Source organism: Caldicellulosiruptor acetigenus (assembly GCF_026914305.1).
Taxonomy (GTDB): domain Bacteria; phylum Bacillota; class Thermoanaerobacteria; order Caldicellulosiruptorales; family Caldicellulosiruptoraceae; genus Caldicellulosiruptor; species Caldicellulosiruptor acetigenus.
In genome coordinates this window covers 2,483,771-2,509,085 of sequence record NZ_CP113866.1, presented here as the reverse complement: position 1 = coordinate 2,509,085, position 25,315 = coordinate 2,483,771, and the positions used below count along the sequence as shown (strand labels likewise).

The 25,315-nt window shown below is 34.6% G+C and carries 24 protein-coding genes; 21 read left to right on the top strand and 3 right to left on the bottom strand.

The annotated features are described in order from the left end of the window. The first annotated feature begins 14 nt into the window (after positions 1–14). Positions 15–377, top strand: a complete 363-nt coding sequence (locus OTK01_RS12245; protein ID WP_029227815.1) for a hypothetical protein — start codon at positions 15–17, stop codon at positions 375–377. Between the two features lie 59 nt (positions 378–436). On the opposite strand, the gene OTK01_RS12240 is transcribed toward OTK01_RS12245, so the two are convergent. Beyond that, a complete protein-coding gene (locus tag OTK01_RS12240) occupies positions 437–1,714 on the bottom strand; it encodes a methyl-accepting chemotaxis protein (protein ID WP_029227814.1) in 1,278 nt (425 codons plus the stop codon). Between the two features lie 183 nt (positions 1,715–1,897). On the opposite strand from OTK01_RS12240, the gene murA reads away from it, so the two are divergent. From murA to OTK01_RS12165, 15 genes are all read left to right on the top strand, one after another. Continuing rightward, positions 1,898–3,142 carry a UDP-N-acetylglucosamine 1-carboxyvinyltransferase gene (gene murA / locus OTK01_RS12235; RefSeq protein WP_029227813.1) on the top strand — a complete coding sequence of 415 codons (1,245 nt, stop codon included), beginning with the start codon at positions 1,898–1,900 and terminating at the stop codon, positions 3,140–3,142. A gap of 70 nt (positions 3,143–3,212) precedes the next feature. Then, positions 3,213–3,641: a DUF1284 domain-containing protein gene (locus OTK01_RS12230; RefSeq protein WP_029227812.1), complete on the top strand. Its 429-nt coding sequence runs from the start codon at positions 3,213–3,215 to the stop codon at positions 3,639–3,641. Next, positions 3,634–4,578: a biotin--[acetyl-CoA-carboxylase] ligase gene (locus tag OTK01_RS12225; RefSeq protein WP_029227811.1), complete on the top strand. Its 945-nt coding sequence runs from the start codon at positions 3,634–3,636 to the stop codon at positions 4,576–4,578. Before OTK01_RS12230 ends, OTK01_RS12225 begins: the two co-directional genes overlap by 8 nt. 16 nt (positions 4,579–4,594) lie before the next feature. Then, positions 4,595–5,722, top strand: coding sequence for a dihydropteroate synthase (gene folP / locus OTK01_RS12220; RefSeq protein WP_029227810.1), 1,128 nt, complete (start codon positions 4,595–4,597; stop codon positions 5,720–5,722). Between the two features lie 27 nt (positions 5,723–5,749). Further along, positions 5,750–5,965 carry a DUF3006 domain-containing protein gene (locus tag OTK01_RS12215; RefSeq protein WP_029227809.1) on the top strand — a complete coding sequence of 72 codons (216 nt, stop codon included), beginning with the start codon at positions 5,750–5,752 and terminating at the stop codon, positions 5,963–5,965. A 3-nt stretch (positions 5,966–5,968) separates the two neighbouring features. Continuing rightward, on the top strand, positions 5,969–6,442 hold the full coding sequence (folK, locus tag OTK01_RS12210; RefSeq protein WP_029227808.1) for a 2-amino-4-hydroxy-6-hydroxymethyldihydropteridine diphosphokinase: 474 nt from the start codon (positions 5,969–5,971) through the stop codon (positions 6,440–6,442). Between the two features lie 6 nt (positions 6,443–6,448). After that, the gene (locus OTK01_RS12205) at positions 6,449–7,243 is read left to right on the top strand and encodes an SDR family oxidoreductase (protein WP_029227807.1); all 795 of its coding nucleotides are present in this window, start codon (positions 6,449–6,451) and stop codon (positions 7,241–7,243) included. Positions 7,244–7,271: 28 nt separating this feature from the next. Further along, entirely contained in the window at positions 7,272–7,826 is a 555-nt protein-coding gene (locus OTK01_RS12200; RefSeq protein ID WP_013431612.1) for a Uma2 family endonuclease, read from the top strand. A 26-nt stretch (positions 7,827–7,852) separates the two neighbouring features. Continuing rightward, on the top strand, positions 7,853–9,187 hold the full coding sequence (locus OTK01_RS12195) for a hypothetical protein (protein WP_029227806.1): 1,335 nt from the start codon (positions 7,853–7,855) through the stop codon (positions 9,185–9,187). Positions 9,188–9,223: 36 nt separating this feature from the next. Next, complete coding sequence (locus OTK01_RS12190; protein WP_013431614.1) at positions 9,224–9,892, top strand: PspA/IM30 family protein; 669 nt, start codon at positions 9,224–9,226, stop codon at positions 9,890–9,892. Positions 9,893–10,110: 218 nt separating this feature from the next. Continuing rightward, the gene (locus OTK01_RS12185; protein ID WP_029227805.1) at positions 10,111–12,405 is read left to right on the top strand and encodes a SpoIIE family protein phosphatase; all 2,295 of its coding nucleotides are present in this window, start codon (positions 10,111–10,113) and stop codon (positions 12,403–12,405) included. Next, a complete protein-coding gene (gene spoIID, locus OTK01_RS12180; RefSeq protein ID WP_029227804.1) occupies positions 12,386–13,462 on the top strand; it encodes a stage II sporulation protein D in 1,077 nt (358 codons plus the stop codon). Before OTK01_RS12185 ends, spoIID begins: the two co-directional genes overlap by 20 nt. Before the next feature lie 41 nt (positions 13,463–13,503). Beyond that, positions 13,504–13,905, top strand: a complete 402-nt coding sequence (locus OTK01_RS12175) for a hypothetical protein (RefSeq protein ID WP_029227803.1) — start codon at positions 13,504–13,506, stop codon at positions 13,903–13,905. After that, positions 13,856–14,455 carry a hypothetical protein gene (locus OTK01_RS12170; RefSeq protein WP_029671887.1) on the top strand — a complete coding sequence of 200 codons (600 nt, stop codon included), beginning with the start codon at positions 13,856–13,858 and terminating at the stop codon, positions 14,453–14,455. The genes OTK01_RS12175 and OTK01_RS12170 overlap by 50 nt, the downstream gene beginning before the upstream one ends. Before the next feature lie 143 nt (positions 14,456–14,598). Next, on the top strand, positions 14,599–15,537 hold the full coding sequence (locus tag OTK01_RS12165) for a DUF4097 family beta strand repeat-containing protein (protein ID WP_029227801.1): 939 nt from the start codon (positions 14,599–14,601) through the stop codon (positions 15,535–15,537). On the opposite strand, the gene OTK01_RS12160 is transcribed toward OTK01_RS12165, so the two are convergent. Both OTK01_RS12160 and OTK01_RS12155 read right to left on the bottom strand, forming a co-directional pair. After that, positions 15,524–17,017: a sensor histidine kinase gene (locus OTK01_RS12160; protein ID WP_029227800.1), complete on the bottom strand. Its 1,494-nt coding sequence runs from the start codon at positions 17,015–17,017 to the stop codon at positions 15,524–15,526. The genes OTK01_RS12165 and OTK01_RS12160 overlap by 14 nt on opposite strands. Continuing rightward, on the bottom strand, positions 17,014–18,627 hold the full coding sequence (locus tag OTK01_RS12155; protein WP_029227799.1) for a response regulator: 1,614 nt from the start codon (positions 18,625–18,627) through the stop codon (positions 17,014–17,016). The genes OTK01_RS12160 and OTK01_RS12155 overlap by 4 nt, the downstream gene beginning before the upstream one ends. Positions 18,628–18,944: 317 nt before the next feature. On the opposite strand from OTK01_RS12155, the gene OTK01_RS12150 reads away from it, so the two are divergent. From OTK01_RS12150 to OTK01_RS12130, 5 genes are all read left to right on the top strand, one after another. After that, entirely contained in the window at positions 18,945–19,928 is a 984-nt protein-coding gene (locus OTK01_RS12150; RefSeq protein ID WP_029227798.1) for an ABC transporter substrate-binding protein, read from the top strand. 113 nt (positions 19,929–20,041) lie between these two features. Further along, complete coding sequence (locus OTK01_RS12145; RefSeq protein ID WP_029671886.1) at positions 20,042–21,541, top strand: sugar ABC transporter ATP-binding protein; 1,500 nt, start codon at positions 20,042–20,044, stop codon at positions 21,539–21,541. A 1-nt stretch (position 21,542) separates the two neighbouring features. Then, the gene (locus tag OTK01_RS12140) at positions 21,543–22,577 is read left to right on the top strand and encodes an ABC transporter permease (RefSeq protein ID WP_029227796.1); all 1,035 of its coding nucleotides are present in this window, start codon (positions 21,543–21,545) and stop codon (positions 22,575–22,577) included. Next, the gene (gene yjfF, locus OTK01_RS12135) at positions 22,570–23,541 is read left to right on the top strand and encodes a galactofuranose ABC transporter, permease protein YjfF (protein WP_029227795.1); all 972 of its coding nucleotides are present in this window, start codon (positions 22,570–22,572) and stop codon (positions 23,539–23,541) included. The genes OTK01_RS12140 and yjfF overlap by 8 nt, the downstream gene beginning before the upstream one ends. 6 nt (positions 23,542–23,547) lie before the next feature. Continuing rightward, positions 23,548–25,278, top strand: a complete 1,731-nt coding sequence (locus OTK01_RS12130) for a methyl-accepting chemotaxis protein (RefSeq protein WP_029227794.1) — start codon at positions 23,548–23,550, stop codon at positions 25,276–25,278. The last annotated feature ends 37 nt before the right edge of the window (positions 25,279–25,315 follow it).

Here is a 25,315-nt window from a genome sequence, read left to right as displayed (position 1 = left end):
GAGGTATGCGGGGAATGAACAATGAAAATAGATTGGCTGTAGAGATGGAGGATTTAAAAAAAGAAATTAAAAATCTGACGCAAGTTGTGTGGGCGCTCAACCAACAAATGTTTACCATATGTTCGAGTATAGAGAATTTCAAGTTTTTGTTGGATGAGAACTACAAAATAAATGAAAAAGCACTTTTAAAAATAGAGATTCTGGGGAGAGTCCATCAAGAACTTCTGAAATGGAGGAACGAGAAACAGCACAAAGAACTTCAAAAAGAACTTGATTGCAAGATAGAAAAGCTTGAAAATCTTGTAAATCTTTTATTGGACAACGTATACTGTCTTCATTCCCAGTTGTCTGATACCAAAGAGTATACGCAAAAATAGACTACAAAAAACAAGGGGGATTGGCCTTTGAAAAATGTTAAAGGACAACCCCCTTTTTTTTATCGTATCTTGTATTTTTTGAGCCTCTTTTCAAGCTCATCAACAAGCTTTTGAAGTGACTGGGCAGAGTATTTCATCTCATTTATGGAATTTAACTGGTTTTCAACAGTTGCTGCAACCTCTTGTGATGCTGCAGCCGTCTCTTCAGACACAGAAGATATGCTCTCTATTGCCCGAATAACTGCATTTCTTGCCTCTTCCATTCTGCTGAGCGCTTCTTTTACCACATATGTCTTTTCAACAATTGCGTTTATCTCATCGGAGATTTTTGCAAAGGACTGCTGTGATTCCACAACCGCATCTTTCTGACCAAGTGCTGCCTCTTTTATCTCGTCAATAATCTTTATTGTATTTTCTGTCTCACCCAAAATGACATCAACTATAGAATTTATCTCATCTGCTGCCTTTTTGCTCTGGTCGGCAAGTTTTCTGACCTCATCTGCAACAACTGCAAACCCTCTTCCTGCCTCACCCGCTCTTGCTGCCTCAATTGCAGCGTTGAGTGCCAAAAGGTTTGTCTGCTCGGCGATGGTGTTTATCACCTCAACAAAGTTTGAGATGTTTTTAATCCTGTCAATGAAAGACATGATAGTGTCGATTACCCTTTCAGCTGTTGACACTGCAATTTCGCTCTTTTCTCTAAGAGTGCTCATCTTTTCAATACCGTCTTTGTTGAGAACGTCGATCTTATTTGCCTCTTCAATCACGCCGTTGTAGCTTTCAGACACAGCGTTTATCTGTTCAGAGAGGTTATTTACAAGCAGCACACCATGCTGTGCCTCTTCAGCCTGCTGGGAAGCACCTTTTGCAATCTCCTCAACAGTCTTTGCAATCTCTTCAATTGCAGCGGCTGCTTCTTCGGATGTCTTTGTGACCTTTTTGGATGCACCGACAATTGCGTTTGACAGGTCAAAAAAGCTTTCAATCAACGTCTTGATATCAGAAAGAACAATGTTTACGCTTGATGCTACTCTCTGGATGTTGCCGAACTCTTTTGACGAAATCAGCTTGCTGTAATCACCGTTTTTGATTTTTTCGAGAACATCTTCAAGTTTTGCAATCATCTTGTTCATCTCATACCTAATCATAAAAGCTGTGATGGCTAAGGTCAGGATGAATGTGATTGTTGCAACCAAAATAGCATTGAGCTTTAAGCTTGCATTTGGCATTATTATGCCAAGCAGAATATCAAGGATGATTATAAATGCAAGGGCAACGTATGTAAGACTTATAACTCCTTTTTTGACAGCACCGTTTTGCTCATTTTTTGGCGGCATTAATTTCACTCCTTCTACCCAAAAATTTCTTTCGTTACTTCTATTATAATACAAGATGTGACCTTTTTGCTAATATTTCTTTTCAAAATAATATCAAAAATAATATCAAAGTTTTTGTCTAAAGGTATGAAAAGATTTCAATACTACTATAATAAACAAAACTTTAAGGCAGGGGAAAAACAAATGTCGAAATTTGTAATAGAAGGTGCAAATAAGATTTCAGGATGCATAAAGGTTCACAGCTCGAAAAATGCGATATTGCCACTTTTGGCAGCGTCCTTGCTGTCAAATAATCAGATTGAAATTCTGGATGTTCCTTTGCTGGAAGACATCAAAGTGCTTTTGCAGCTTCTTTCCCACTGTGGGTGCGATGTAAAGATTGAGGACGGCAAACTGCAAATCACTCCTGATATCAAAAACGGTGATATAAACGTAGATGGAGTGAACAAGCTCAGAGCTTCAATACTTCTTTTAGGAAGCCTTCTTGCACGTGGGAAAAAGGTTGTACTTGGAATGCCGGGCGGGTGCAATATTGGCACACGTCCGATTGACCTTCACATAAAAGGGCTTTCCCAGCTTGGTGCAGAGATTAAACTCAATCAAGGGTACATTGAAGCAAAGGTTAAAAAGCTAAAAGGTGCCAAGGTATATTTAGACTTTCCGTCTGTTGGAGCAACAGAAAATATCGTGATAGCAGCCGTTTTAGCAGAGGGGGAGACCATAATAGAAAACGCTGCAACAGAACCTGAGGTTGTGTGTCTTGCAAATTTTTTGAATTCAATGGGCGCAAAAGTGATGGGTGCCGGCACTGATACCATCAGGGTTTTGGGTGTGAAAAAGCTTTTCGGCTGCTCATTTGTGCCAATTCCGGACAGGATTGAGGCGGGAACGTACATGGCAATGGCTGCAATGTGCGGTGGCGTGCTTGAACTTACAAATGTGATTTGTGAGCATATAAGACCCATTATTGCCAAGTTCAAAGAGAGCGGTGTGAAGGTCTATGAAGGGGAAAATGTTGTACGCATTGAGGCACCGGACAGGATTTTAGCAACAGACATAAAAACCCTGCCTTACCCTGGTTTTCCAACAGATATGCAAGCGCCAATGATGAGCATGCTGAGTATAGCAAAAGGTACAAGCGTTGTTATTGAGACAATATTTGAAAACAGATTCTTGCACGTTGGAGAGCTTGTCAAGATGGGCGCAAATATAAAAGTGGAAGGAAGAGTAGCAGTGGTTGAAGGAGTAAAAAAGCTCAAAGGTGCAAAGGTTGAAGCAAAAGACTTGCGCGGTGGTGCTGCACTTGTTTTAGCGGCGCTTGCAGCAGAGGGTGTGAGTGAGATTGAAGGTGCTTTTCATATCGACAGGGGATATTTTGAATTTGAGAAAAATATCGCAAGCCTTGGCGGAAAGATAAAGAGAGTTTAAAGGGATTTTGTCTTCCTTGCTGAAAAATTGTGGTATAATTAAGTTAAAAAGCTTGTTTTGCTGAAAGAAAATGAGCAGAATAAAAGTGCCAATTATAATCAGAGCACATCATCTTTTGTGTTTTCTGGGCTTTAGAGGGGCAGGGTACAGCAAGGAGTTTGTTGAAAATTTTGAGAGGGTATATAAAAGCGTTTATCTTGAAAATTTGCCTATAAAGATTGTATCTTTTCCAGATGAAATTTGCAGGTACTGCCCAAATTTGAACACTACAGAGTGCAGGTTTGAACAGAAGGTAAAAGAGTATGATGAAAAAGTAATTGAGCTTTTAAAGTTTTATGGGCTTTCTGATTTAGAAGATGTGCTGCCATCTGAAGCTTACAATGTTTTGAAAAAGGCTTTGCCACAGCAGCTCGAGAGCATCTGCCGAACATGTGAATGGTTTGCCATTGGTTTTTGCAGAGAAAGCTTTTATAGAAAGGACTTGTGGAAAAATGGATGAAAAGGACATCTTCATATTAAGAAAGCTGTATGAAAATAAGTATATCTCTGGTGAAGAGCTTGCCTCTTCTTTGAATATTAGCCGAATGGCAATAAACAAGAGGATAAAATCGCTGAAAGCTTTGGGCTACAAGATTGAGTCTGCCAGGAAAAAAGGTTATGAGCTTTCTGACAAAGATATAATAAGAATTTGGGAGATAAAAGACTACATCCAATCTTCAAACCTTTTCAAAGAGTTTATATACCTTGATGAGGTGGACTCAACAAATACATATGTAAAACAGAACCAGCAGCATCTTAAAAGTAGCACAGTTGTATATGCTGAGAGGCAAACTCAGGGAAGAGGCAGACTTTCGCGCAGGTGGGTGGACCTTGAAAAAGGTATAAAGATATCCATATTATTGAAACTTCTTTTGCTGGATTTAGAAAAAATTGTACCGCTTACACTTTTCACAGGACTTGTAATAAACAGGGTTTTGAGAAAATATGGAGTTAACTCTTTTATAAAATGGTCAAATGATATATACTTAAACGGCAAAAAGGTTTGTGGTATTCTTTGTGAACTTTCAGGTGAGGTTGAAGGTTTTGGCAGTATTATAATTGGTATAGGAATCAACGTCAATGCAAAAAGCATACCGGATGAGATAAAAGACATCGCAACAAGTTTGAAGGCTGAAACATCAAAAGATTTTGACAGAACTGAATTAATCATTGACATTTTGAAAGAATTTGAAAAAGAAATTCCCAACTTTGAAAAATATGGTTTTTCACATTTCAGGGATGAGTACAAAAGCTTTTGCATAAATCTTGGAAAAGAGATTTTGGTAAATGGACAGAAGATGCTTTGCATGGACATTGGCGAAAATGGGGAGCTTGTATGTGAAAAGGATGGGAAAATAGTAGAGATTTCAAGCGGTGAGGTTACGATAAGGTTTTAAGAGGGGATGATAAAACTTGAGGCTGATATCAAAAGATGCGAATATAAAAAGGATTTTGTATCAAAAAGGTTTTGATGAGAAAGATATTTTGGAGTTTGAAAAAGAAGCAAACTCGATAATTTTAAGGTTTGATGATGTAAAAAATCCATCAAGGTTTGTCCAGCTTCTTTCAAACCTCGGTTATTTTACAATCTCAAACGGCAATATGTGCTTTGCAACAACATCACTTTACAACTTTGAAAAGACAAGATGCGTTCTGGCAGAGGAAGGAATACAGTGCAGCTTTGATGTAGACCTTACCATTTCGCAAAGATACTTGCTGGCAAAAGATAAAAAATTAAGCCTTTTGAAGACAAACGTGATGGGGATTATAAATGTCACACCAGACTCGTTTTATGAGGGCTCAAGAGTTCAAGTTGAAAAGGTAACCCAAAGAGCACTTCAGATGATTCAAGATGGTGCAGATGTTCTGGACATTGGCGGTGAGTCGACAAGACCTTTTTCAGAGCCAGTTCCAGAAGAGGAGGAGCTAAAAAGAGTAATTCCTGCAATTGAAGCGATAAGGGAAGTGGATAAGAACATTCCAATTTCGATTGATACATACAAAAGCAGGGTGGCTCAAAAAGCAATAGAGGCCGGTGCTGACATTATAAATGATATCAGCGGTGGGACGTTTGACAAAGAGATGTTTTATGTTGCAGCGCACTACAATGTTCCTATCGTAATCATGCACATCAAAGGCACGCCAAAGGATATGCAGAAAAATCCTTACTATGAAGATGTTATAGAAGAGATTTTGCAGTTTTTTGAACAAAGGATTGAACAGGCACTGAAAGCTGGCGTGAAGCTTGAAAACATCATTTTGGACCCTGGCATTGGTTTTGGGAAAAGGCTTGAAGACAACTTAGAGATACTGCGAAGGTGCGAAGAGTTCAAGGTTTTAGGAAGACCCATTTTGATTGGTGCGTCCAGAAAATCGGTGATTAGCCATGTACTTGGCAATCTCACACCTGAGGAAAGGCTTGAAGGTACTTTGACAATCTCTGTGATATGTGCTCAGAAAAAGATTGAATTTGTAAGGGTGCATGATGTGAAAGAAAACAAAAGAGCCATCTTGATGACACAGGCAATCTTCCAGTCTTAAACCTTTAATTAAAAGAGGTGTACACTTATGACAAAAAGAGCAGTCATCGACAGGTTTGAAGGGAACTTTGTCATAGTTGAGCTTGAGGGAAGGAAAATGGTAGCCATTCCCGTGGAAATTGTGCCTGAGGGTGCAAAAGAGGGTGATGTTCTTGTAATTTCTATCGATGCACAGGAAACGCAAAAGAGAAAAGAAAGAATAAAAGACCTTTTTGAGAGTTTAAAGGAAGAAGGCGAAGAATAAAAGATGATTGAGAAGGTTATATTTTTAGGGCTTGGAAGCAATCTTGGGGATAGAAATGAAAATATACAAAAAGCAATTGAGCACCTGAAATATAAGGTGACAATTGAAAAAATATCAAGCATAATTGAGACAGAACCATATGGAGTTGTAAATCAGCCAAAGTTTTTAAACTGTGTTTTGAAAGGTAGGACGCTTCTTTCGCCGTTTGAGCTTCTTGAGTTTGTGCTTGAGATAGAAAATAAAATGGGGAGAAAAAGGCTTTTTAAATGGGGACCGAGGAACATCGATATTGACATTCTTTTTTATGATGACTGTGTAATAGACACAGAAAATCTCAAAATCCCTCATCCAGAGCTTCACAAAAGACTATTTGTACTTGAGCCTCTTTGCGAAATTGAAAAAAATTTTGTCCATCCAGTGCTAAAAAAAAGCGTGTATGAACTTTACATAGAGCTTATCTCTTCAAGAAAGGAATGATAGAAAGTGTTAAATTCACCTTTTCTTTCAATGCCTGAGTTTGAAGGCAAAAATGTGGTTATAACAGGTGCTGCCCAGGGAATTGGTCTTGTCACAGCACTTTCTTTTCTGGAAAATGGTGCAACCGTTTTTGCCATTGACAATGACAGAGAGGCAATTGAAGATGCTACTTTCGACTTTTTTGATAAGTTCAAAGACAGGATAACCTTTTTTGAGTGTGACTTAGCAAGCGCAAAAGAACTTGAGCTTGTCTGCCACAGAATTGGTGAAACTGCCGGCAAAATAGATGTTCTTGTCAACAATGCGGCTGTATCATCAACAAAGTGGATTGAAGAAAGAAGCGTTGATGAGTGGGACAGGGTGATAGATGTTAACTTGAGAGCACCATACTTGATGGTAAAATTTTTACTTCCGTACTTGAAAGAAGGTGCTTCTATTGTAAACATAGCATCAACAAGAGCTTTGATGTCTGAGCCAAACACAGAGCCGTATTCAGCGTCAAAAGGTGGTATACTTGCACTTACACACTCTTTAGCTCTGTCGCTATCTTCCAGGAAAATCAGGGTAAATGCCATAAGCCCGGGGTGGATAGAAACATCCAACTACAAGAAAAGAAGACACCGTCAACAGCCACAGCTGCGAGAAATAGACCATCTTCAGCATCCGGCAGGAAGAGTGGGTGTTCCCGAAGACATTGCAAACGCCATTTTGTTTTTGTCATCTGAGAAAAGCTCATTTATCACAGGCACAAATCTCATTGTTGACGGTGGTATGACAGTTAAGATGATTTATGAGGAGTAAAAAATATCAAAAAGGCAGGTAAACAGGGATGATTCCTGAAATGAAAAGGGCAACATATGAGGAGTTTTTAAAAATTTCGCAGGAAAAAAGAGCAGAGTTTATAGATGGAAGTATCTATCTTTTAGCGTCACCTTCGTTTGAGCACCAGATGACAATATCGAAGCTGAACCTTGAATTTATGAGATATTTTGAGGGGAAAGAGTGCATCCCTGTAATCTCTCCGTTTGATGTGATTTTTGAAGATGAAAAGACGGGAGATATTCACGTTGTACAGCCAGACATTGTGGTAATATGCAACAAGAAATTCATTACAGAAAAAGGATACAAAGGTGTGCCAAAACTGATTGTTGAGGTGCTCTCACCATCAAGTGCTTCTGTTGACTATATAAAAAAGATGCAGCTTTACAGCTACTTTGGTGTTTGTGAGTACTGGATTGTAAATCCGCGTAACAAATCTGTGCAGGTTTTCGTTTTAGATAATGGAGTATATATAGAGTATGCTGCCCTGTCTCAAAAAGGGATTGTAAAGTCAGCTGTATTTGAGAACTTAGAATTTGACATAGAGAATGTGTTCAATTTCTAAAAAATAGAAAAGAGAGGCTTTAAAGTATGTGGGGAGGTTTTTACAGGATTGAAATAGACTTTTCAAAATGGCTGTGGATACAGCTGCTTTGGCTTTTATTGGGGTTTGCGGCTATAATAGCTGTGGTCATTGGAGTTGTTGCTATCAAAAGAAGAAAAGCCGAAAAGATGAGAAGACTTAAAAACTTGCAAAGGGTGGAAGAGTATTTTGAAGCAATTTCAAACAGGATTTTGAATTTAGAGGACAAGGCAAAGTTTTTCAAGTTACTTGATGATGGGAGAAAGCTTGAGAGCAAGTTCGAAGAGGTCACCATAAATTTCAAAAACCTAAAAGAGTATTATGAAGGGATAAAAAAGAGCTATTCAGACAGCGAGTTTAAAACTTTTTTAACAATCTACAACATACTCAAGAGCGATTTGGACTTCCTAGAAAAAGTTTTAAAAGATTCTGAAAAGACACTTCAAAAGCAATTAGAGTACATTGAAAAGGTGCAAAAAGCTGTAGATGGGATTAAAAATAAGGAGGTTTTAGAGCAAAAGATAAATGAACTTTTCACAAAAAGATTTTCTGACGATGATTTGAAAAGGAAAGTTGAGGGTATAAGAAAAATTGATGAGAAAATAGAATATTTTAAAAGCCTTGATGATGAGAAGAAAAACAGCTATATAAATACGCTTTTACAGCTTTTGACAAAGAGGTTTGAAGAAAAATACCCTCTTATTCTATCAAAATTACCGGCAAAAGCTTTGGAGCTTCAAAAGAAGTTTGACGATGTGCTTTTAAAACTTCAGGTGTCAAGCGACTTTGAAAAGATTATCCTGGCAGAAGACTTTTTGGAAGAACTTATGCAGGTTGAAAATGAATTAGCACAGGATTTTCAGAAAAAGATGAAATCTCAAAAAGAGCTTGTCGACAAGTTTGAAAAAATTGTGTCAGTTTACGACAAAATTGGCTTTAAATTTTATAAAGTAGACCTTGAGATTGAACGGGTGAAAAACTTGCTTGAAAGCTGCACTGACAATGAAAAGTTAGAAAAAGAGATATCTGAGCTTGAAAGCACCATTTTGACCTTTACACGGGAGTTTTCAGAGTGCAAAAAGCTTCTTGAAAATTTCGAGAGATTTTTGAAAGAGGCAAAAAATAGGCTAAAATTTGGTCTATCGTCTGACCTTTTTGACTCATATTATAAAGACTTGAAAGAACTTTTGTACAGTAGCAACTTTGACGAATTCAAAAAACGGTATATAGAGTACCAAAACGCTATCTCAGATGCGCTTTTGAAGTCATCTTCATTTTCAACCAGTTCAAGCGATACAATTAAAAAGGTCATAAAAGACCTTTTTGATGAGTTTTTTGGATAAAAATAAAATATTACATTTTCGGGAGGTTATATTGCTATGGGGGTATTTCAAAAGATTGCCCAGCTTCTCAAGGCGAATATAAACGACCTTATTGAAAAAGCAGCCGACCCTGAAAAGATGTTAAATCAGCTGATTGAAGACATGGAAGACCAACTGCAAAAAGCAAGGGTTGAGGTTGCAAACGCTCTTGCAGATGAAAAGATTTTACAAAAGAAGGTTGAAGAAAACAAAAAGGCTGCTGAAGAGTGGCAGAAGAAGGCTGAGCTTGCAGTTTCAAAAGGCGAGGATGAACTTGCAGTAGAGGCGCTCAGACGAAAAAGAGAGTTCGAAAGACTTGCAGATGAGTATCAGAAACAATATGAGGCACAGCATGAGGCTGTTGAAAAGTTAAAGAGCGGGCTTAAGATGCTGGAAGACAAGATTGAAGAGGCAAAGAGGAGAAGAGATTTGCTCATTGCCAAGTCGAAAAGGGCTGATGCCCAGGTAACAATTACACAGACAATGAGCAAGCTTACAGACACATCTGCGTTTGAGTCGTTTGAAAAATATGCGCAGAAGATTGAACAGAAAGAGGCAAGGGCTCAGGCGCAAGAAGAGCTTTTAAATGCGTCAAAGACACTGGAAGACAGGTTTAAAGAGCTTGAAAATAGTGATGAGGACATTTTAAATGAGCTTCAAAAACTAAAAGAGAAGATGGGCAAGTAAAAAGTAAAGATTTGTGCGAGCAAAAGACTTTTTGAATTGGGTGCAAAAAGGTTTTTAAAAGACCTTTGCACCCTTTTTTTATTTTTTGTCGTAAAAAATTTTTTAGCTATCTTACTATTTACAACAAAAAATACAGAGGAGGGCAAGTACAATAAATTGTACAGGCAATTAGCATACAAAAGATTTTGAGAATTTATACAAAAGGAGATGATGTTGCCTTGGAAAGACTTGAGGTTTTGCAGTTTAAAAGACAGCAGACAAAAAGTTCAAAGGATACTATATCAGACCGGTTTTTGGTGTTTAGTGCACAGGAGTTTTTTATTCTGATTTTAGCTTTTTTGCTTGGAAGATGCAGCCTGTTTTCAAGGAGTTTCTTTTCTTGTGCATATGTTGCAAGTTTTAAAAAGAAGGATTACATGTACTATTTAGCCTCACTTTTTTCCATCTTCGGGATAATTTCGTGCTCAGATAGAAGCTCAGTATTAAAATATGTTCTTTCCATTCTTTTGATAACCACAATAAACCACTTTTTTGACCTAAACCTTTATTCAAAGGCATTGCTTTGCGCTTTGAGCGTAGGTAGTAGCGGCAGCATTTCTATTTTCCTGTTTTCAAAACCGCCGATAGAGTTTTTATATCTTGTGCTTGAGATGATTGGCTGTTTTTGGGCAACAATTATGTTTGAAAGGTTTTTTGATGCAGTTTATTCCAAAAAAACATATGCAGCTGAACAGACAGTGATTGTGGTTGTAGTTCTGGCTTTGAGTTTTTTGGGGCTTTCAAATGGTTTTGATTCGGTGCTTTCTGTAAGATGCGTGCTGTTTTTCATTCTAATTTTTGCGATATCGCTTTTCCATGGGATGACAATAGCTACTGCAATGGGGTTTGTTATTGGACTTTTAGAGAGCATAAAAGGAGGAAGAAGTATAGAGGTGGCGTGTGTATTTGCATTCTCAAGCCTTGTTGCAGGGCTTTTCAAAGGGTTTGGCAAGCTTGGAATTGCTCTTGGGGGATTTTGCGGATACGTCATATCCATGTTTTACATATCGTCAAACCCAACGGTAAGAGTCCGCGAAATTTTGGTAGCTGCCGTGCTTTTCTGCTTGTTTCCATTAGAAAAAATTGTAAAATTAAAAAGTACTGATGAGAGGGAGGTACAGAGGATGATAAAAGAAAAGATTTTTGGAGTTGCGTCTGTGCTTGAGAATATACAGCAGAATGCTTGCAGCAAACCAGCAGTTTTAATTTGCAAGGACGAAGCAAAGAATATTGTTCAAAGTGCATGCCAAAAACTTTGTTTAGATTGCAGCAATTCCAATGTGTGCTGGAACATAGATTATCAAAGGACAAATCATAGTTTGAACGAGATAAAAAATATAATATTGAAGAAAGGAAAGCTTTCTCAAGAGGATTTAAAAGAATTTAGATTTTTGTGTGAAAAATCCAAAGAGTTTGTAAAGGTTATAAATGGTTTCTTGGAATCTTTGAAATATTCAAAGCTTGTTCAAAAGGCGTCAAATCCCAAGGAAAATGTGTTCAGGACGCACATAGAGATTTTAAAGGACATTGTGATTGATGCTGCAAAGATGGCTGAAAATGAAGCAAAAAAAGACAGGGGAACATCAAGAGAGATTGAACTTGAACTTGCGCGGTTCGGGTATGAGGTTGAAAAGGTTGAGTATGTTGTATATGATAATTATTTTCAGATAGATATAGACCTCAAAGATGGGTTTAAAGCACCAAAGAAAATGGAGATAGAAGAGATTGTAAAGGGGGTTGTAGGCTGCGGTGTAGAAATTATATCAGAGGTACCAAAAATCTCAGGTGGATATACAATTTCCATTATTAAAAAGCCAGAAGTGCAAATAGATTATTCTATATATTCAAAGAGCAAAGAAAACATAAACGGTGACAGGGTATGTTTTTTACAGCTCAAAAACGGAAAGTTTTTAGCTTGCATATCAGACGGTATGGGCACAGGAAAAATGGCTTCAGAAAACAGCTTCATTGTTATAGATGCTCTTAAAAAATTCTCATCGCTTGGGTTTGACAGAAAAGTTGCGATAAAGTTTATAAACTCTCTTCTTTCAATTAAAAATGGTGAGGGGTTTGCATCTGTTGACGTTGTGTGCGTAGACAGATTTACACTTTTGTGCGAGTTTTTAAAAGCCGGGGCAATGCCAACCTTCATAAAAAGAGGAAATGAGGTTTTGACGGTAGAGTCAAACTCTCTTCCGGTTGGAATAGAAGCCGAGAGTCAGTTTGATTTTTCAACCTGCAAGCTTCAAAAGGGTGACATGATATTTATGTTCTCTGACGGGCTTTTTGAGCTCTTGGGCGAGGATGGTGACAGGATTTTGAAAGAGTTTATTGCCAAAAACCAGTTTGTGTCAACCCAGAGCAGTGCTAAACAGATTTTTGAATGGGCAATTTCTAATTCGTTTTTGATAAAAGATGATGTAACCATAATTGTCTTGAAAGTTGGAGGTGGACTTGAAAAAAGAGGTGAGTAAAAGAAGGTTTAATATATCTTGGCTTGACACAACTTTGATGCTGCTTGCTCTCGTTGTGCTTTTGATTGCAAATATTGTTGCAAAACCTGCACTCAATAACTCAAAAAACGTGCAGAAAGAAAAAGACAATATTGTACAAGAAAGCAAAACTCAATCTGCATCCACCACTCTACAAAGCAAAAATCAAAAAGATGATATTTATATAAGTCTTCTAAGAAAAGAGAAAAACAAGATTGAAAGGATTTCGCTTGAAGAATATGTCATAGGCGTTGTAGCAGCAGAGATGCCTGCCGAGTTTAACTTGGAGGCTTTAAAAGCCCAGGCAGTTGCTTCAAGGACATACGCTGCGCGAAGGATTGTAGGTAAAGCTTTGCACGAAGGATATGAAGGAAAAAAGGTTTACCTTTGCGATGATTTTTCCCACTGCCAGGCATACATTGACAAGGATGAGATGAAACAAAAGTGGGGCAAAAACTTTGAAAAGTACTATAAAAAGATACACATGGCTGTGAAAGAAACAAAAGGAGAGGTGCTGGTGTACAAAGGGCAGATTATAGATAGCCTGTTTCATGCCGCATCCGGAGGAAAAACTGAGGATGCTAAAGAGGTGTTTGGAGAGGATGTTGCTTATTTGAAAAGTGTTGTGAGTCGTGGTGAGGAGGCATGTCCAAAATTTTCAGGTGAATTTTATTTTACCTATGGTGAGTTTATAAAAAGATTAAAAAAATATTTTCCTGGGTTGAGGGTGGAGACGAAAAATATATCTTCCCAGATAAGAGTAATTGAAAGGACAACTACACAAAGAGTAAGATGTGTTAAAGTAGGAAATACAATTTTGAGTGGGAATCAGTTCAGAAACATCTTTGGACTTTATTCAACAGAGTTTTGGATTTACCCTGACAAAAGGGGAGTGAGAATTCAAACAAGAGGGTATGGACATGGGCTTGGGATGAGCCAGTGGGGGGCAAACTATCTTGCACGCCAGGGAAAAAATTATAAGCAGATTCTTCTTTATTACTATCAAAATGTCAAGATTTGTAGGTTAAAATATAGGTAAGAGAAAATTTAATCTGCTCTTAAGAAAGGGGAAATTTAAAATTGAACTGTTATTTGGTGGAAAATGATATAGAAAAGCTAAAAAAGTACATTGAAAAAGTGGGGCCTGACAAGTACGCAAAGGAGTATCTTCTCAGAAAAATGGTGTATCTTCACATATATATTGAAGACCTGACACCCACACAGGCAAATATAATAAAACAGACAATGCTTTCCATTGGCTCAGACGCTGTTGTCAACAAAGGCTCAATAGACCACTCAGTCCAAAAGAGTGACTGTTTGGTATTTGGAAATGTCCTGCAGCTTAAAATGCTGTGTGAAAAGCTAAAAAAGCAACCTTTTAAACTGAAAGAACTTGCAGAAAAAGTACAAAAGATTGTGGAGGGATTTGAACGTGATTGTCTATGTCCCGGTAGACCCAGCCAAGAGAAAGATGATACTTGAAAATGGGATAAATATAGAAGAGGACTATAACAAGAAAATCGGGCTGTGGGGCGTGTATGTCAAGTGCATATCAGGGTTTTTGACGCCTGAAGATATAGCAGCAGACTGTGTTGCGGTAAATGTGGATATTCAAAGAGCATACATTGCAAACTATGACCTTTGGCTTGCTTACAAGCTTTCGAAAAATGAGATTTTTAATAGGATGTACATTGCGTCTATTGTGAATATAAAAAAATACAGGTTTGGAGAGTACAGAGTGCCAGAGGTTTTGATTGTATCATCTGTCAGGAAAGAGGATATAGTGGATATAAAAGAAACAACAAGTCTTTGCGATAAAATACTTTATCAAAACGACCAGATATATATAGATTGTCTTGTGGAAAAAATCTCTCAAAACACAAATGTGGCAAAACACCTCATTGTAGACTATTTTACAAAACTCAGCCTCCAAAATAGCGATATCACTGCGCAGGTTGTGGAAAAAGAAGGCGGCAAACTTTATGTGTTTATCAACAGAAAAGATGAGTGTGCGTGGACTGTTGAGATTTGACAATAGTACCCCTTGAGATTTTAAGCAAACTTTACAAAGTTGGCTTTTGGGTAGTATACAAAAAGGAGCATTTATTATACAATTTCTATATAAAAATTGTTTTGAGGTCTTTTCTTTCTTTTGAAAACTCAAGGGGGATTTTTATGAAGTTCAAATTGATAGCCATTTTACTGGCAATTCTTTTTATGCTTGCTGCTTGCACGCCTCAAAAAGCAAAGACAAAAGAGTATTCACAGGAAGGAAGGTGGATGGTTTTAGATTATAAAGGAAAGGCTTTTGTCATTGACTGTGACAGCTCTTCTATTATCATCAGAGGGAAAGTCACGTCTGACATTACTGTAAGGTACGTCAAAAAAGTGGTATGGACATATAATGAAAGTGGCAGCAATGTCAAGGAGCTCGATAGAAAGCAACTGCAAAAGATTTTTGATGACATGGATGCCAGCATTGAAAATGAAGTTGACAGGGTCTATGTAAAGGCAAGGGCATACGGCAGTGCTGAGGCAGTTTTAGCTAACAAGGTTTCAAATCCAAAAAGAGAATTTGAATTTGAGGTTTTCCTGCCGCAGGACTGCAAAGTAGTTGTTCAAAACAATAGCGGCAATGTAAGCATCTCAGATGTTAAAAATGGTTCTGTTTACATAGTAAATGGAGTGGGGAACATTGCAGTGACAAACACAGATGCACCGCTTGACATTAAAAATGGTGAAGGTGATATCAAGCTTGACTATGTCAGTGGTGAATTTTCAATAAACAATGGAAAAGGCAACATAAACCTCAAAATCGAAAAAACAGGCAGCTTCAAAGTTTCAACAACAAAAGGGAATATTGTTGCAAAGATTGATAGAATAAGTGGGTATGGGATGAGGTCTTTTCTAACTGTTGGAGGAGGTAATATTCAGCTATTTACAGGAAAGTTACTTGAAGCAAATATTATAGTAAAAACAAAGAGAAAAATAGAAACAGACTTTAAATTAGAAAAAAGAAATGAAATTTATTATTTACAAGGAACATCAACATCAAAGAACTTAATAGAGATAGTGAATTTGAATGGTACAACAAAAATTCTTAAGAATTATTAGTTTTGAAAAAAGGAACTTTCAGCTTAACTGTTGTGCCAACTAAAGGAGAGCTTTCTATTTCAAGTCCATAATCTTTACCATAATATATTTTTATTCGTTGATGTACATTGAGAAGTCCAAAACTAATTTCTTGGAAGTTATTATTTTCATCACCATTGTATAAAATGTTTTTCAAGGAATTTAACTTATCAGGAGGTATGCCCACACCATTGTCTGTGATTTCAAACAACATAGTATTGTCTACTAACATACCTTTGATAGTAATTTTTCCTTTTTGTCTTTTTGGTTTTATTCCATGATAGATGGCATTTTCTACAATTGGTTGCAAAACGAACTTTAATATTTGTGCATCTAATATTCTATCATCAATCACAATTTCATACTCTAAGATGTCAGAATATCTAATTTTTTGAATGCGTAGATAATATTCAATGTGAGAAATTTCTTCTTTTACTTTTACCCACACTTTTCCTTTGCTCAATGAGATTCTGTAGAATTGGGAAAGGTCTTTAACCATTTTAATAGCGGAAGCGTTATCATTTTTTTCTATCATTCCAATTATAGTATCCAACGTATTATATAAAAAATGAGGGTTAATTTGTTCCTGGAGGGCTTTTAATTCTGCTTTTTTTGCTTTTTCATGATCTTCCATACTCTTTTGAATTAACTTTTCTAATTCATTGATTAATATTTCAAAGTTATTTTTTAAACCTTTTATTTCATTGGTTATATCTTCTTTCGGCAATTTTAAATGTTTCTCAGCAATCAAGGAAGTATTTTTATAAAGAAGTTTTATAGGTCTTGAGATACTTTGAGATATTATCAAAGCATTTATAAAGCAGAAGAAAATAATACACAGCATTAAGAATGTGTATTTAACAAACCATTTTTTAAAGCTTAACTGCGTTTCATTATATATTTGAGCAATTCTGTTGGTCTCAAATATTTTGTATTCATAAATATTTTCTTCGATTAAAGAAGCAATTTCACAAATAGTATTCCAGAGTTTAACATTTTCTTCGTATTTAGATTTTTTACTTATTTTTATTCCTAATTCATCTATGTATTTTTTAAATGTATCAATTGTTCTCGACAAAATATCTAACCTAATTGTACTTTCTTCTGAAGGGTCTAAAACTTTTAATTGATATATTTTATTCTCTAATAAGTTCAGATATTTATATTGTTCTCCGTCTTTAAAATTTTTTCTTCCTGCTACAATAAACCACAGTTCTGAGCAAATTTTTTCTGAAGCAATTTTATTCATGCTATTAGCTAATGTTATGTTAGTAACTACTTGGTTATATTTATCACTGTACGATAAAAAGTTGATCACTAATATCAAATTTAGAATTGTTGAAAGGAGTATTATGAGAATAAAAGAAATAGTCAACTTTATATTAATAGAAACCTTGTTAGTTAAGTAAGCAAACGGTAACTGTAAAAGCCTACAGAGATTACTTATAAAATTTTTTATCATTCTTCATGGATACCTCCCACACTGTTTTTATTTCTAAATTCTTGGGGGGAAAGACCAGTTTTTCTTTTGAAAAGATAACTAAAATAATGAGGTTCATTATATCCAACCATTGTAGCGATTTCGGTAACTTTTAGAGAGGATGAGATTAGTAGTTCTTTTGCTTTATTTAATCGAATATTCGTAAGATATTCTATGAAAGTTTGACCAGTTTCTTGTTTAAATATAAAACTCAAATGGCTCATGCTCATATTTACTTTCTCTGCTACTGTGCTTAAACTCAAGGATGGATTGTTGTATTCCTTTTCTATTATTTCCTTTACTTTTTTAATTGTGGAGTCATATTTTTTGGTAAATAACTGTAGTTTTGCATTTATAGTTGTTTCCAATAATTCCTTAATTATTATTCTAAATCGATCAGTTGTTGCATCTGAAACAGAAAACAGATGATTAATTATTTTATTTATTATTCTTACCTCAGAACTATATTCAGACAGAATATTGAAGCACTTAATTGCAACCTTTAAATAAAGATAATAAACTAATAAAAATGATTTGCTTTTAAACTCAACATATAATTTAGTTATTTCGTCAACAATTTCATTCAATTTTGAGAGGTCGTTGAATTTTATTAATGCGTCAATTTCAATATTATGAATTTTTTCTATATCTTCGTGAGATTCAAAAAGTGAATTTGAATCACAAGAATCTTTTATTTTTATGTCCGGGAAGATTAAAGAAATGCTTTTGGATTTTTGTGATTCTTTGTAGGCCTCAGGGATTTCAGATAGCCTTTCACAAATAGAACTTATTCCTATGTAAGTTTTATAAATAGTAGATCTTTCTATTTCATATTGTAATGTTTCAGCTAAAGAATATAGTTTTTCTTCTAATACCTTTTTGTCATTGCTTTTAAGAATAATTATGATTTCAGACTCTGATTTTTTATATGTTAAAACATTTTCATTATTTAGCTCCAGTAAACGATTTATCATCTCTTGTAACTTCAAAAATTCATCATATGTGTCATATTCAGGTTTTTGAGGATAGTATTCCATTGAAATAATTCCATAATATTTTGCTACTATGTTGAAGTTTAAATTTGAAGCTTCAATAAGCAAATCACTTGTTTTAAAGGAACCCATAAGTAACTTATTAAAAAACCTTTTCTCAAGTACATTTTTATTTTCATTCAATTCTTTTTCTAAATAATGCAAATTAATAGTCAGACGTCTTTCATTTTCTATTTTCTCTTTAACCTTCCAAAGCGTACTAATAATCTCATGTGATGTCAATGGCTTTATCAAATATTCTTCTACACCGATTGAAAGAGCTTCTTTTGCATATTCAAAGTCTTCATATGCGCTTATTATAATAATTTTTATCCATGGCATACTTTGCTTTATTAATTTTGAAAGTTCAAGTCCGTCAACAAGAGGCATCTTTATATCAGTTATAACAATATCTGGCTTAATTTCGCAGATAATTGGATATGCTAATTCACCGTCACTTGCCTCACCGCAATATATAAATTCTTCTTGAAAATTGTTGATAATATCTCTTATTCTTTCTCTCACTGGTGTCTCGTCTTCTACTATGAAAATCTTTAACATTTTATTCCACCTCGTTAAACGCAGTTCATTTTTTAACTATATATTTTCACAAAAGCATCATATATGTCAATAGTATATTAGCTGCAGATAAAAGATTGAGATATAATTTGTCAAGTAGCAATAATTAAATAGCAAAAATAAACTTCATACTCAAAGTATATTCAAAAATTTTTATAATTCTCGTAAAAAATAATTAATCATTTCAAAAATTATCTAAACAAAATAAAAAAATATTTAATTGAATAGTGCAAATCAACTATATAAAATAAAAGTGTCAAAAATTTATAAAAGGTGAGGAGGTTTTATTAATGAAAAGCATGAAAAAATTTATTGCAATCATTATGGTATTCGCATTGTTATTTTCTATTCCTTTGTTTGCATTTTCATCTAAGTCTACATCAACTAAAAAGAAAATTGTGTTAGGATTTGCGCAGATTGGAGCGGAAAGTGAATGGAGGACGGCTAATACTAAGTCAATAAAAGAAGCAGCGGCAAAAGAAGGTATAATTCTTAAATTTGTAGATTGCCAGCAAAAACAGGAAAACCAAATTAAAGCAATAAGATCTTTTATTGCTCAGAGAGTGGATGTAATAGCTTTTTCACCAGTAGTTGAGACAGGTTGGGATACGGTTTTAAAAGAAGCCAAAGATGCAGGAATACCAGTCATATTAGTTGATAGGACTGTAAAGGTAAGTGATCCTAATTTATACGTTTGTTGGATTGGAGATGACTTTGTTGAAGAAGGAAGAAAAGCTGCAAGATGGTTAGTTGATTACATGACAAATAAACTAAAATGGAAAGGAACAGTTAATATTGCAGAATTAGTTGGAACGGTTGGAAGTGCACCTGCAAATGATAGAGCAAAAGGTTTTAGAGATGTAATTAAAAAATATCCTAATTTCAAAATCATAGTTTCACAAAGTGGAGATTTTACAAGGGCAAAAGGTAAAGAAGTGATGGAAGCATGGTTAAAAACGGACTTGAAGAAAAAAATAAATGTGTTATTTGCTCATAATGATGATATGGCTTTAGGCGCAATTCAAGCGATAGAAGAAGCTGGTTTGAGACCAGGGAAAGATATTATTATCGTTTCAATAGATGCAGTTAAAGGAGCATTTGAAGCTATGATAGCAGGTAAGTTAAATTGTACTGTAGAATGTACTCCACTGCTTGGTCCGTTATTGATGAAAACTGTGAAAGATCTAATGAGTGGTAAAAAAGTACCAAGAAAGATATGCCCGAACGAAGGTGTATTTCCAGCGGAAGTTGCAAAGAAAGTTTTACCAACTCGTCAGTATTAGCTATAAAGAAAGGGGATTTGATAAAGTTGGCTGCAAACTTTAATAAGTTTGCAGCCAACAAAATTATAGACGGTAGTTGGGAAGTTTCAAATTTAAAAGGGAGGATTTTTGATATGGCGACTTTACTAGCAATGAAAAACATCCATAAAAAATTTCCAGGCGTTGTTGCATTGAAAGGAGTAAATTTTAATTTGAATAAAGGGGAAATTCACGCCTTAATGGGACAAAATGGTGCAGGAAAATCAACTCTTATAAAAATATTAACTGGAGTTGAACGAATGGATGAAGGAGAAATAATTTTAGAAGGGCAAAAAATATATCCCAGAAATGCAGCACATGCTCAGCAGTTAGGCATTAGTACAGTTTATCAGGAAACGTCGTTGTGTCCTAATTTATCTGTTGCTGAGAATATATTCATAGGTCAGAAAATAAAAGGGAGTAAAAAAATAAAATGGGTTGAAATTTATAGGGAAGCTAAGAAAATATTAGGTGAAATTGGACTTGACATAGATGTGAAGAGGAATTTAAGTGAATACTCTGTTGCTGTACATCAAATGGTAGCTATTGCAAGAGCATTGAGTATGTCATCTAAGGTTTTAATTTTAGATGAGCCTACATCGAGCTTAGAAAAATGGGAAGTTAAAAATTTGTTTAATGTTTTAAAAACGCTAAAAGAAAAAGGTATAGGCATAATATACATCACTCATTTTTTAGATGAAGTTTATGAAATTTCTGATAAAATAACAGTATTAAGAAATGGGGAGTTGATAGGAGAATTTAAAACAGAAGAACTACCTAAGGTTCAATTAATTGAAAAAATGATAGGAAGGGAGCTAAAAGAGTTAGAAACAATCGATAAGCGTTCATTGATGGTTGATGTTAAAAGTGAGGTTATTGTTGAAGCAGAAAATATAAAAAAGAGAAACTATATAGATTCTTTGAATCTTAAAATTAAGAAAGGAGAGATCGTAGGTTTTGCTGGTCTTCTCGGTTCTGGTAGGACAGAAACTGCACATTTACTATTTGGACTTGAAAGTCCGGATGAAGGCAATATTAGAGTAAACGGTAGAGAGGTAAAGATAAAGAGTCCTTTAACGGCGATAAAAAGAGGGATAGCTTTGTGCCCCGAAGATAGAAAATATGAAGGAATTTTTGATGAACTGAGTGTTCGTGAAAATATAATTATTGCGCTACAAGCTAAAAGGGGTATTTTTAAATATATACCAAAAAATGTTCAGGAAGAAATAACAAAAAGATATATTGATTTATTGAACATTAAAACTCCTTCCCCTGAACAATTAATAAAAAATTTGAGTGGAGGAAACCAGCAAAAAGTAATTGTTGCACGTTGGTTAGCGACAGACCCACAACTTTTAATTTTAGATGAACCAACAAAGGGTATAGATGTCGAAGCAAAAACAGAAATTCAAAGGATTATGTTTGAACTTGCAAAAAAAGGAATTTCTATTATTTTTATTTCAAGTGAATTAGAAGAGGTTGTAAGATGTGCTGTTCGATTAGCAGTTTTTAAAGACAAAAGAAAAATAGGTGAACTAATAGATGATGATATAAATGAAAACAAGGTTATGCAGATGATTGCAGGAGGTAATTGATATGCAGAATAAAAGCATTAGCAGAATTACACAGAACAGATTGTTTTGGCCACTTGTCATACTGATTTTAATTACAATTTATAATGTTCTTTTTACTAATGGATTTACAAAAATAGAAATAAAAGAAGGTCATTTATACGGAATGATAATTGATATTATTAATAGGGCGTCCTCACTTATGATTATTTCAATGGGAATGACATTAGTTGTTGCAACTAAGGGGATTGATATTTCAGTAGGTTCAGTTGCAGCAATTTCAGGTGCTGTTGCAGCTTCAATAGTAGGAGGAAATGTATCTGGTGTTCCTCAACATCCTTATTGGTTTGCTGTTTTGGTTGCATTGCTAGTTTCATCATTGATGGGACTCTGGAATGGTTTATTAGTATCACGCTTAGGCATTCAACCGATTATAGCAACGCTTATTTTGTTAGTGGCTGGAAGAGGAATTGCTCAGCTTATAACTGAAGGTCAAATAATAACAGTTTACTATAAACCTTATAGTTATCTGGGAAATGGTTTTTTATTAGGATTACCATTCTCTATTTTTCTTGCACTTCTAATATTTTTCATTTTAACTATTACTCTTAAGAACACTGCTTATGGATTATTTCTTCAAGCAACAGGTATAAATCCAAAGGCAAGTAAGTTTGTTGGTATAAATATAAAAAATATTATCCTCTCAGTTTATATAATTTCGGGTTTTTGTGCTGGTGTAGCTGGTTTGATAATTAGTTCAATAATTAAGTGTGCAGACAGCAATAACGCAGGTCTAAATATTGAGCTGGATGCTATACTTTCTGTTGCATTGGGAGGTAATTCTCTCAATGGTGGAAAATTTTCTCTGGCAGGGAGTTTGTTGGGGGCATTGATTGTCCAAAGTATTACTACATCAATGTATGCTAAAGGTGTTTCACCAGAAGTTTTACCTGTAGTTAAAGCTATTGTGGTTGTAATTATTTGTATAATTCAATCAGAACAGACAAGATATTTTATGCGTTCTTTGTTTGCGAAGGGAGGGCAACTGTCCAATGAATAACATTGTGAATAAAAAGAATATTACAGTTGTTATTACTATAGCGCTTTTTATTCTTTTGTATCTTTTTGGTGCAATAAGATACCCCGGCTTTTTATCACCTCAGGTTTTTTGTAACCTATTTATTGACAATGCATTTTTAATTGTAACAGCGGTTGGAATTACTTTTGTTATATTGACAGGTGGAATTGATATATCAGTAGGTGCTGTTATTGCTCTTGTGTGTATGATTTCAGCATATTTATTAGAAAATCTCAAGTTTAACCCTATAATAACGATGATTATTGTGTTAGTTGTAGGCAGTTTAATAGGTTATGTTCAGGGTGTATTAATTCAGATATTTAAAATCCAACCCTTTATTGTGACATTTGCCGGAATGCTTTTCGCACGTGGAATGACAGCAGTTATAAGTACAGAAACAATAAATATTACCAACAAGTTCTACGTTTCTTTAGCAGGTGCAAGAATAAAATTATTTTCAAATGCATTTATAAGTCCTACCGTTTTGATAGCTCTTTTTATAGTGTGTATTTCTTATTATATTGCTAACTACACAAGTTTTGGGAGATATCTATATGCAATAGGTGGTAATGAAAATTCTGCTATTTTAATGGGGATTCCAGTAACAAAGGTAAAAATATTAGTTTATACATTGAATGGATTGTATTCTGCAATTGCAGGAATAATTTTTAGTTTGTATATGCTTTCAGGGTATCCGCTCCATGCTCAAGGAGTTGAATTGGATGCGATAGCTTCGTCTGTCATAGGTGGTACACTTCTTACTGGCGGTGTAGGGAATGTTGTTGGTGCAATGTTTGGTGTGTTAATATTGGGGACTATTCAAAGTATTATTAGTTTTGATGGTACCCTGAATTCTTGGTGGACAAAAATTTTTATCGGAATTTTGTTGACGATATTCATTTTTATTCAAAATCTATTAACAAAAAATAATAATAGGGTGGCATGAAGTTAAATGAGAATAAATATTAAATTTTTAAAAAGGATAAGATTATCGATTAGAACAAAGATTATATTTGTAGTACTCATATTATTGGTGTTTACGATTATGGTTAGTATATACTTTTTATGGCGGCTTTATTCTTATGTTGAATCATATAATAACATTATTACCAACATAACAGATATAAACGGCATAGCAGGAAAGTTCAAAGAAAATTTTGACAATATTATGAGAGATATAGTTTTTGGAAAAATTGAATTTGAAAAGGGGACTCAAACACAAATTATAAGTGAAGCAAAAAGCAGATTGGAAAATATTAAAAGAAAATTGAAAAACGAAGACAGTATAGTCTCCATAGATTCACTATTAAATATGCTTGAAACTCTATCAGAGCAATCTGCACAGATAGGAAAAATGATAAAAAATAAATCACCTACAGAGAAATTAAATGAGGCGTTAGAAACTATATATGAGAATACTACTAATTTTGAGTCGCTTATTCAAGAATTTATAAGAAATGAGATTCAATATGGTTATAACATTAAGGTAATGATAAATAGAGAAATGAACAACACAGTTTTGGGAATATGTATTGCCCTTGTTTTAATTATTTTTATAGTTGTGAGTGGTAGCTTCGTATTAGCAACTAACATTACAAGACCAATTCTTCAAATGGTGGAATATGCAAATAAAATAGCTGCTGGTGATTTGAGAAATATAACTTTGAATGTTAATTCAAATGATGAGATAAAGGAAGTTTCTTTGGCTTATATGTTTATGGTCAAAGGTCTCAAAGAAATAATTTCAAAAATAAAAAAAATGAGCGGACAAATAAATTTTGTAATGAATGATACAAGCCAAGCTATTTCAGAAAATACTAAAGCAATTAATGAAGCTACAAGCAGTATGTACAATATTGTTGATGGAATAATAAAACAAAATGAAAAAACAAAAGCTACCAGGAATAATATAGAGGAAATAGATAAAAAATACACAAATGTTTTAGAAAAAGCAGATTCTATTAATTCAAATGCTAAAGAAGTATTGGATTTTACTTTAAAGAGCCAAACAACAATAAAGAATTTCTTGTCTGAATTAACTAATATTGGAACTGTAATTAAAAAAAATAATGAAAATGCAAATCTTCTTAATGAAAAAATGAATTTTATGAATAAGATCAGGAAACAAATTGAAAATATTGCTTCTCAAACAAATTTGTTAGCTCTCAATGCAGAGATAGAGGCAGCACGGACGGGAGATTATGGAAAAGGTTTTTCAGTTGTTGCTTATGAAATAAGAAAATTAGCAAAAGAGGTTAAATCATCAGCTTCTGTAATTGGTAGCTATTTAGTGGAAGTTATGAATTTTATTGAAAGGTTAACTGAAGAGCTGAATAATATTAACCAACGAGTAAAGAACTTAATGAATCAATCTGATAATGTTCAAATTCATTTGTTGGAAATAGTGAATAAAAATAATCAGATATCAGAAGAGATCCAGCAAATTTTTGACTCAATGAAAGGACTTAAGATTTTAGTTGAAAATACGAAAGAGCAAGTATTAGATATAGAGACTATTGCAGAGAATAGCAAAAAAGAAAGTGAGAATGTTTATACAGCCTTAGAAGAGTTGACAGCTAATATGGAAGAATTAAATAGTGTGATGTTAGCAATAGCAAGCAATATGAACGAAATGAATAATATTGTAGAAAAATTTAAAATAGATGATGAGAAAGAAGAATAAAGGCCAAGGTTTAAGAAGAAATTTTTTGCGTTTTCCT

What these genes read in the sequence shown, in the direction of transcription:
- OTK01_RS12165 (WP_029227801.1), top strand. Translation starts at nt 14,599, where the DNA reads ATGAAGTTCAAATTGATAGCCATTTTACTGGCAATTCTTTTTATGCTT.
- OTK01_RS12245 (WP_029227815.1), top strand. Translation starts at nt 15, where the DNA reads ATGAACAATGAAAATAGATTGGCTGTAGAGATGGAGGATTTAAAAAAA.
- folK (WP_029227808.1), top strand. Translation starts at nt 5,969, where the DNA reads ATGATTGAGAAGGTTATATTTTTAGGGCTTGGAAGCAATCTTGGGGAT.
- OTK01_RS12195 (WP_029227806.1), top strand. Translation starts at nt 7,853, where the DNA reads ATGTGGGGAGGTTTTTACAGGATTGAAATAGACTTTTCAAAATGGCTG.
- OTK01_RS12225 (WP_029227811.1), top strand. Translation starts at nt 3,634, where the DNA reads ATGGATGAAAAGGACATCTTCATATTAAGAAAGCTGTATGAAAATAAG.
- OTK01_RS12200 (WP_013431612.1), top strand. Translation starts at nt 7,272, where the DNA reads ATGATTCCTGAAATGAAAAGGGCAACATATGAGGAGTTTTTAAAAATT.
- OTK01_RS12160 (WP_029227800.1), bottom strand. Translation starts at nt 17,017, where the DNA reads ATGATAAAAAATTTTATAAGTAATCTCTGTAGGCTTTTACAGTTACCG.
- OTK01_RS12155 (WP_029227799.1), bottom strand. Translation starts at nt 18,627, where the DNA reads ATGTTAAAGATTTTCATAGTAGAAGACGAGACACCAGTGAGAGAAAGA.
- OTK01_RS12240 (WP_029227814.1), bottom strand. Translation starts at nt 1,714, where the DNA reads ATGCCGCCAAAAAATGAGCAAAACGGTGCTGTCAAAAAAGGAGTTATA.
- OTK01_RS12150 (WP_029227798.1), top strand. Translation starts at nt 18,945, where the DNA reads ATGAAAAAATTTATTGCAATCATTATGGTATTCGCATTGTTATTTTCT.
- OTK01_RS12215 (WP_029227809.1), top strand. Translation starts at nt 5,750, where the DNA reads ATGACAAAAAGAGCAGTCATCGACAGGTTTGAAGGGAACTTTGTCATA.
- yjfF (WP_029227795.1), top strand. Translation starts at nt 22,570, where the DNA reads ATGAATAACATTGTGAATAAAAAGAATATTACAGTTGTTATTACTATA.
- OTK01_RS12145 (WP_029671886.1), top strand. Translation starts at nt 20,042, where the DNA reads ATGGCGACTTTACTAGCAATGAAAAACATCCATAAAAAATTTCCAGGC.
- murA (WP_029227813.1), top strand. Translation starts at nt 1,898, where the DNA reads ATGTCGAAATTTGTAATAGAAGGTGCAAATAAGATTTCAGGATGCATA.
- OTK01_RS12140 (WP_029227796.1), top strand. Translation starts at nt 21,543, where the DNA reads ATGCAGAATAAAAGCATTAGCAGAATTACACAGAACAGATTGTTTTGG.
- OTK01_RS12130 (WP_029227794.1), top strand. Translation starts at nt 23,548, where the DNA reads ATGAGAATAAATATTAAATTTTTAAAAAGGATAAGATTATCGATTAGA.
- OTK01_RS12190 (WP_013431614.1), top strand. Translation starts at nt 9,224, where the DNA reads ATGGGGGTATTTCAAAAGATTGCCCAGCTTCTCAAGGCGAATATAAAC.
- OTK01_RS12230 (WP_029227812.1), top strand. Translation starts at nt 3,213, where the DNA reads ATGAGCAGAATAAAAGTGCCAATTATAATCAGAGCACATCATCTTTTG.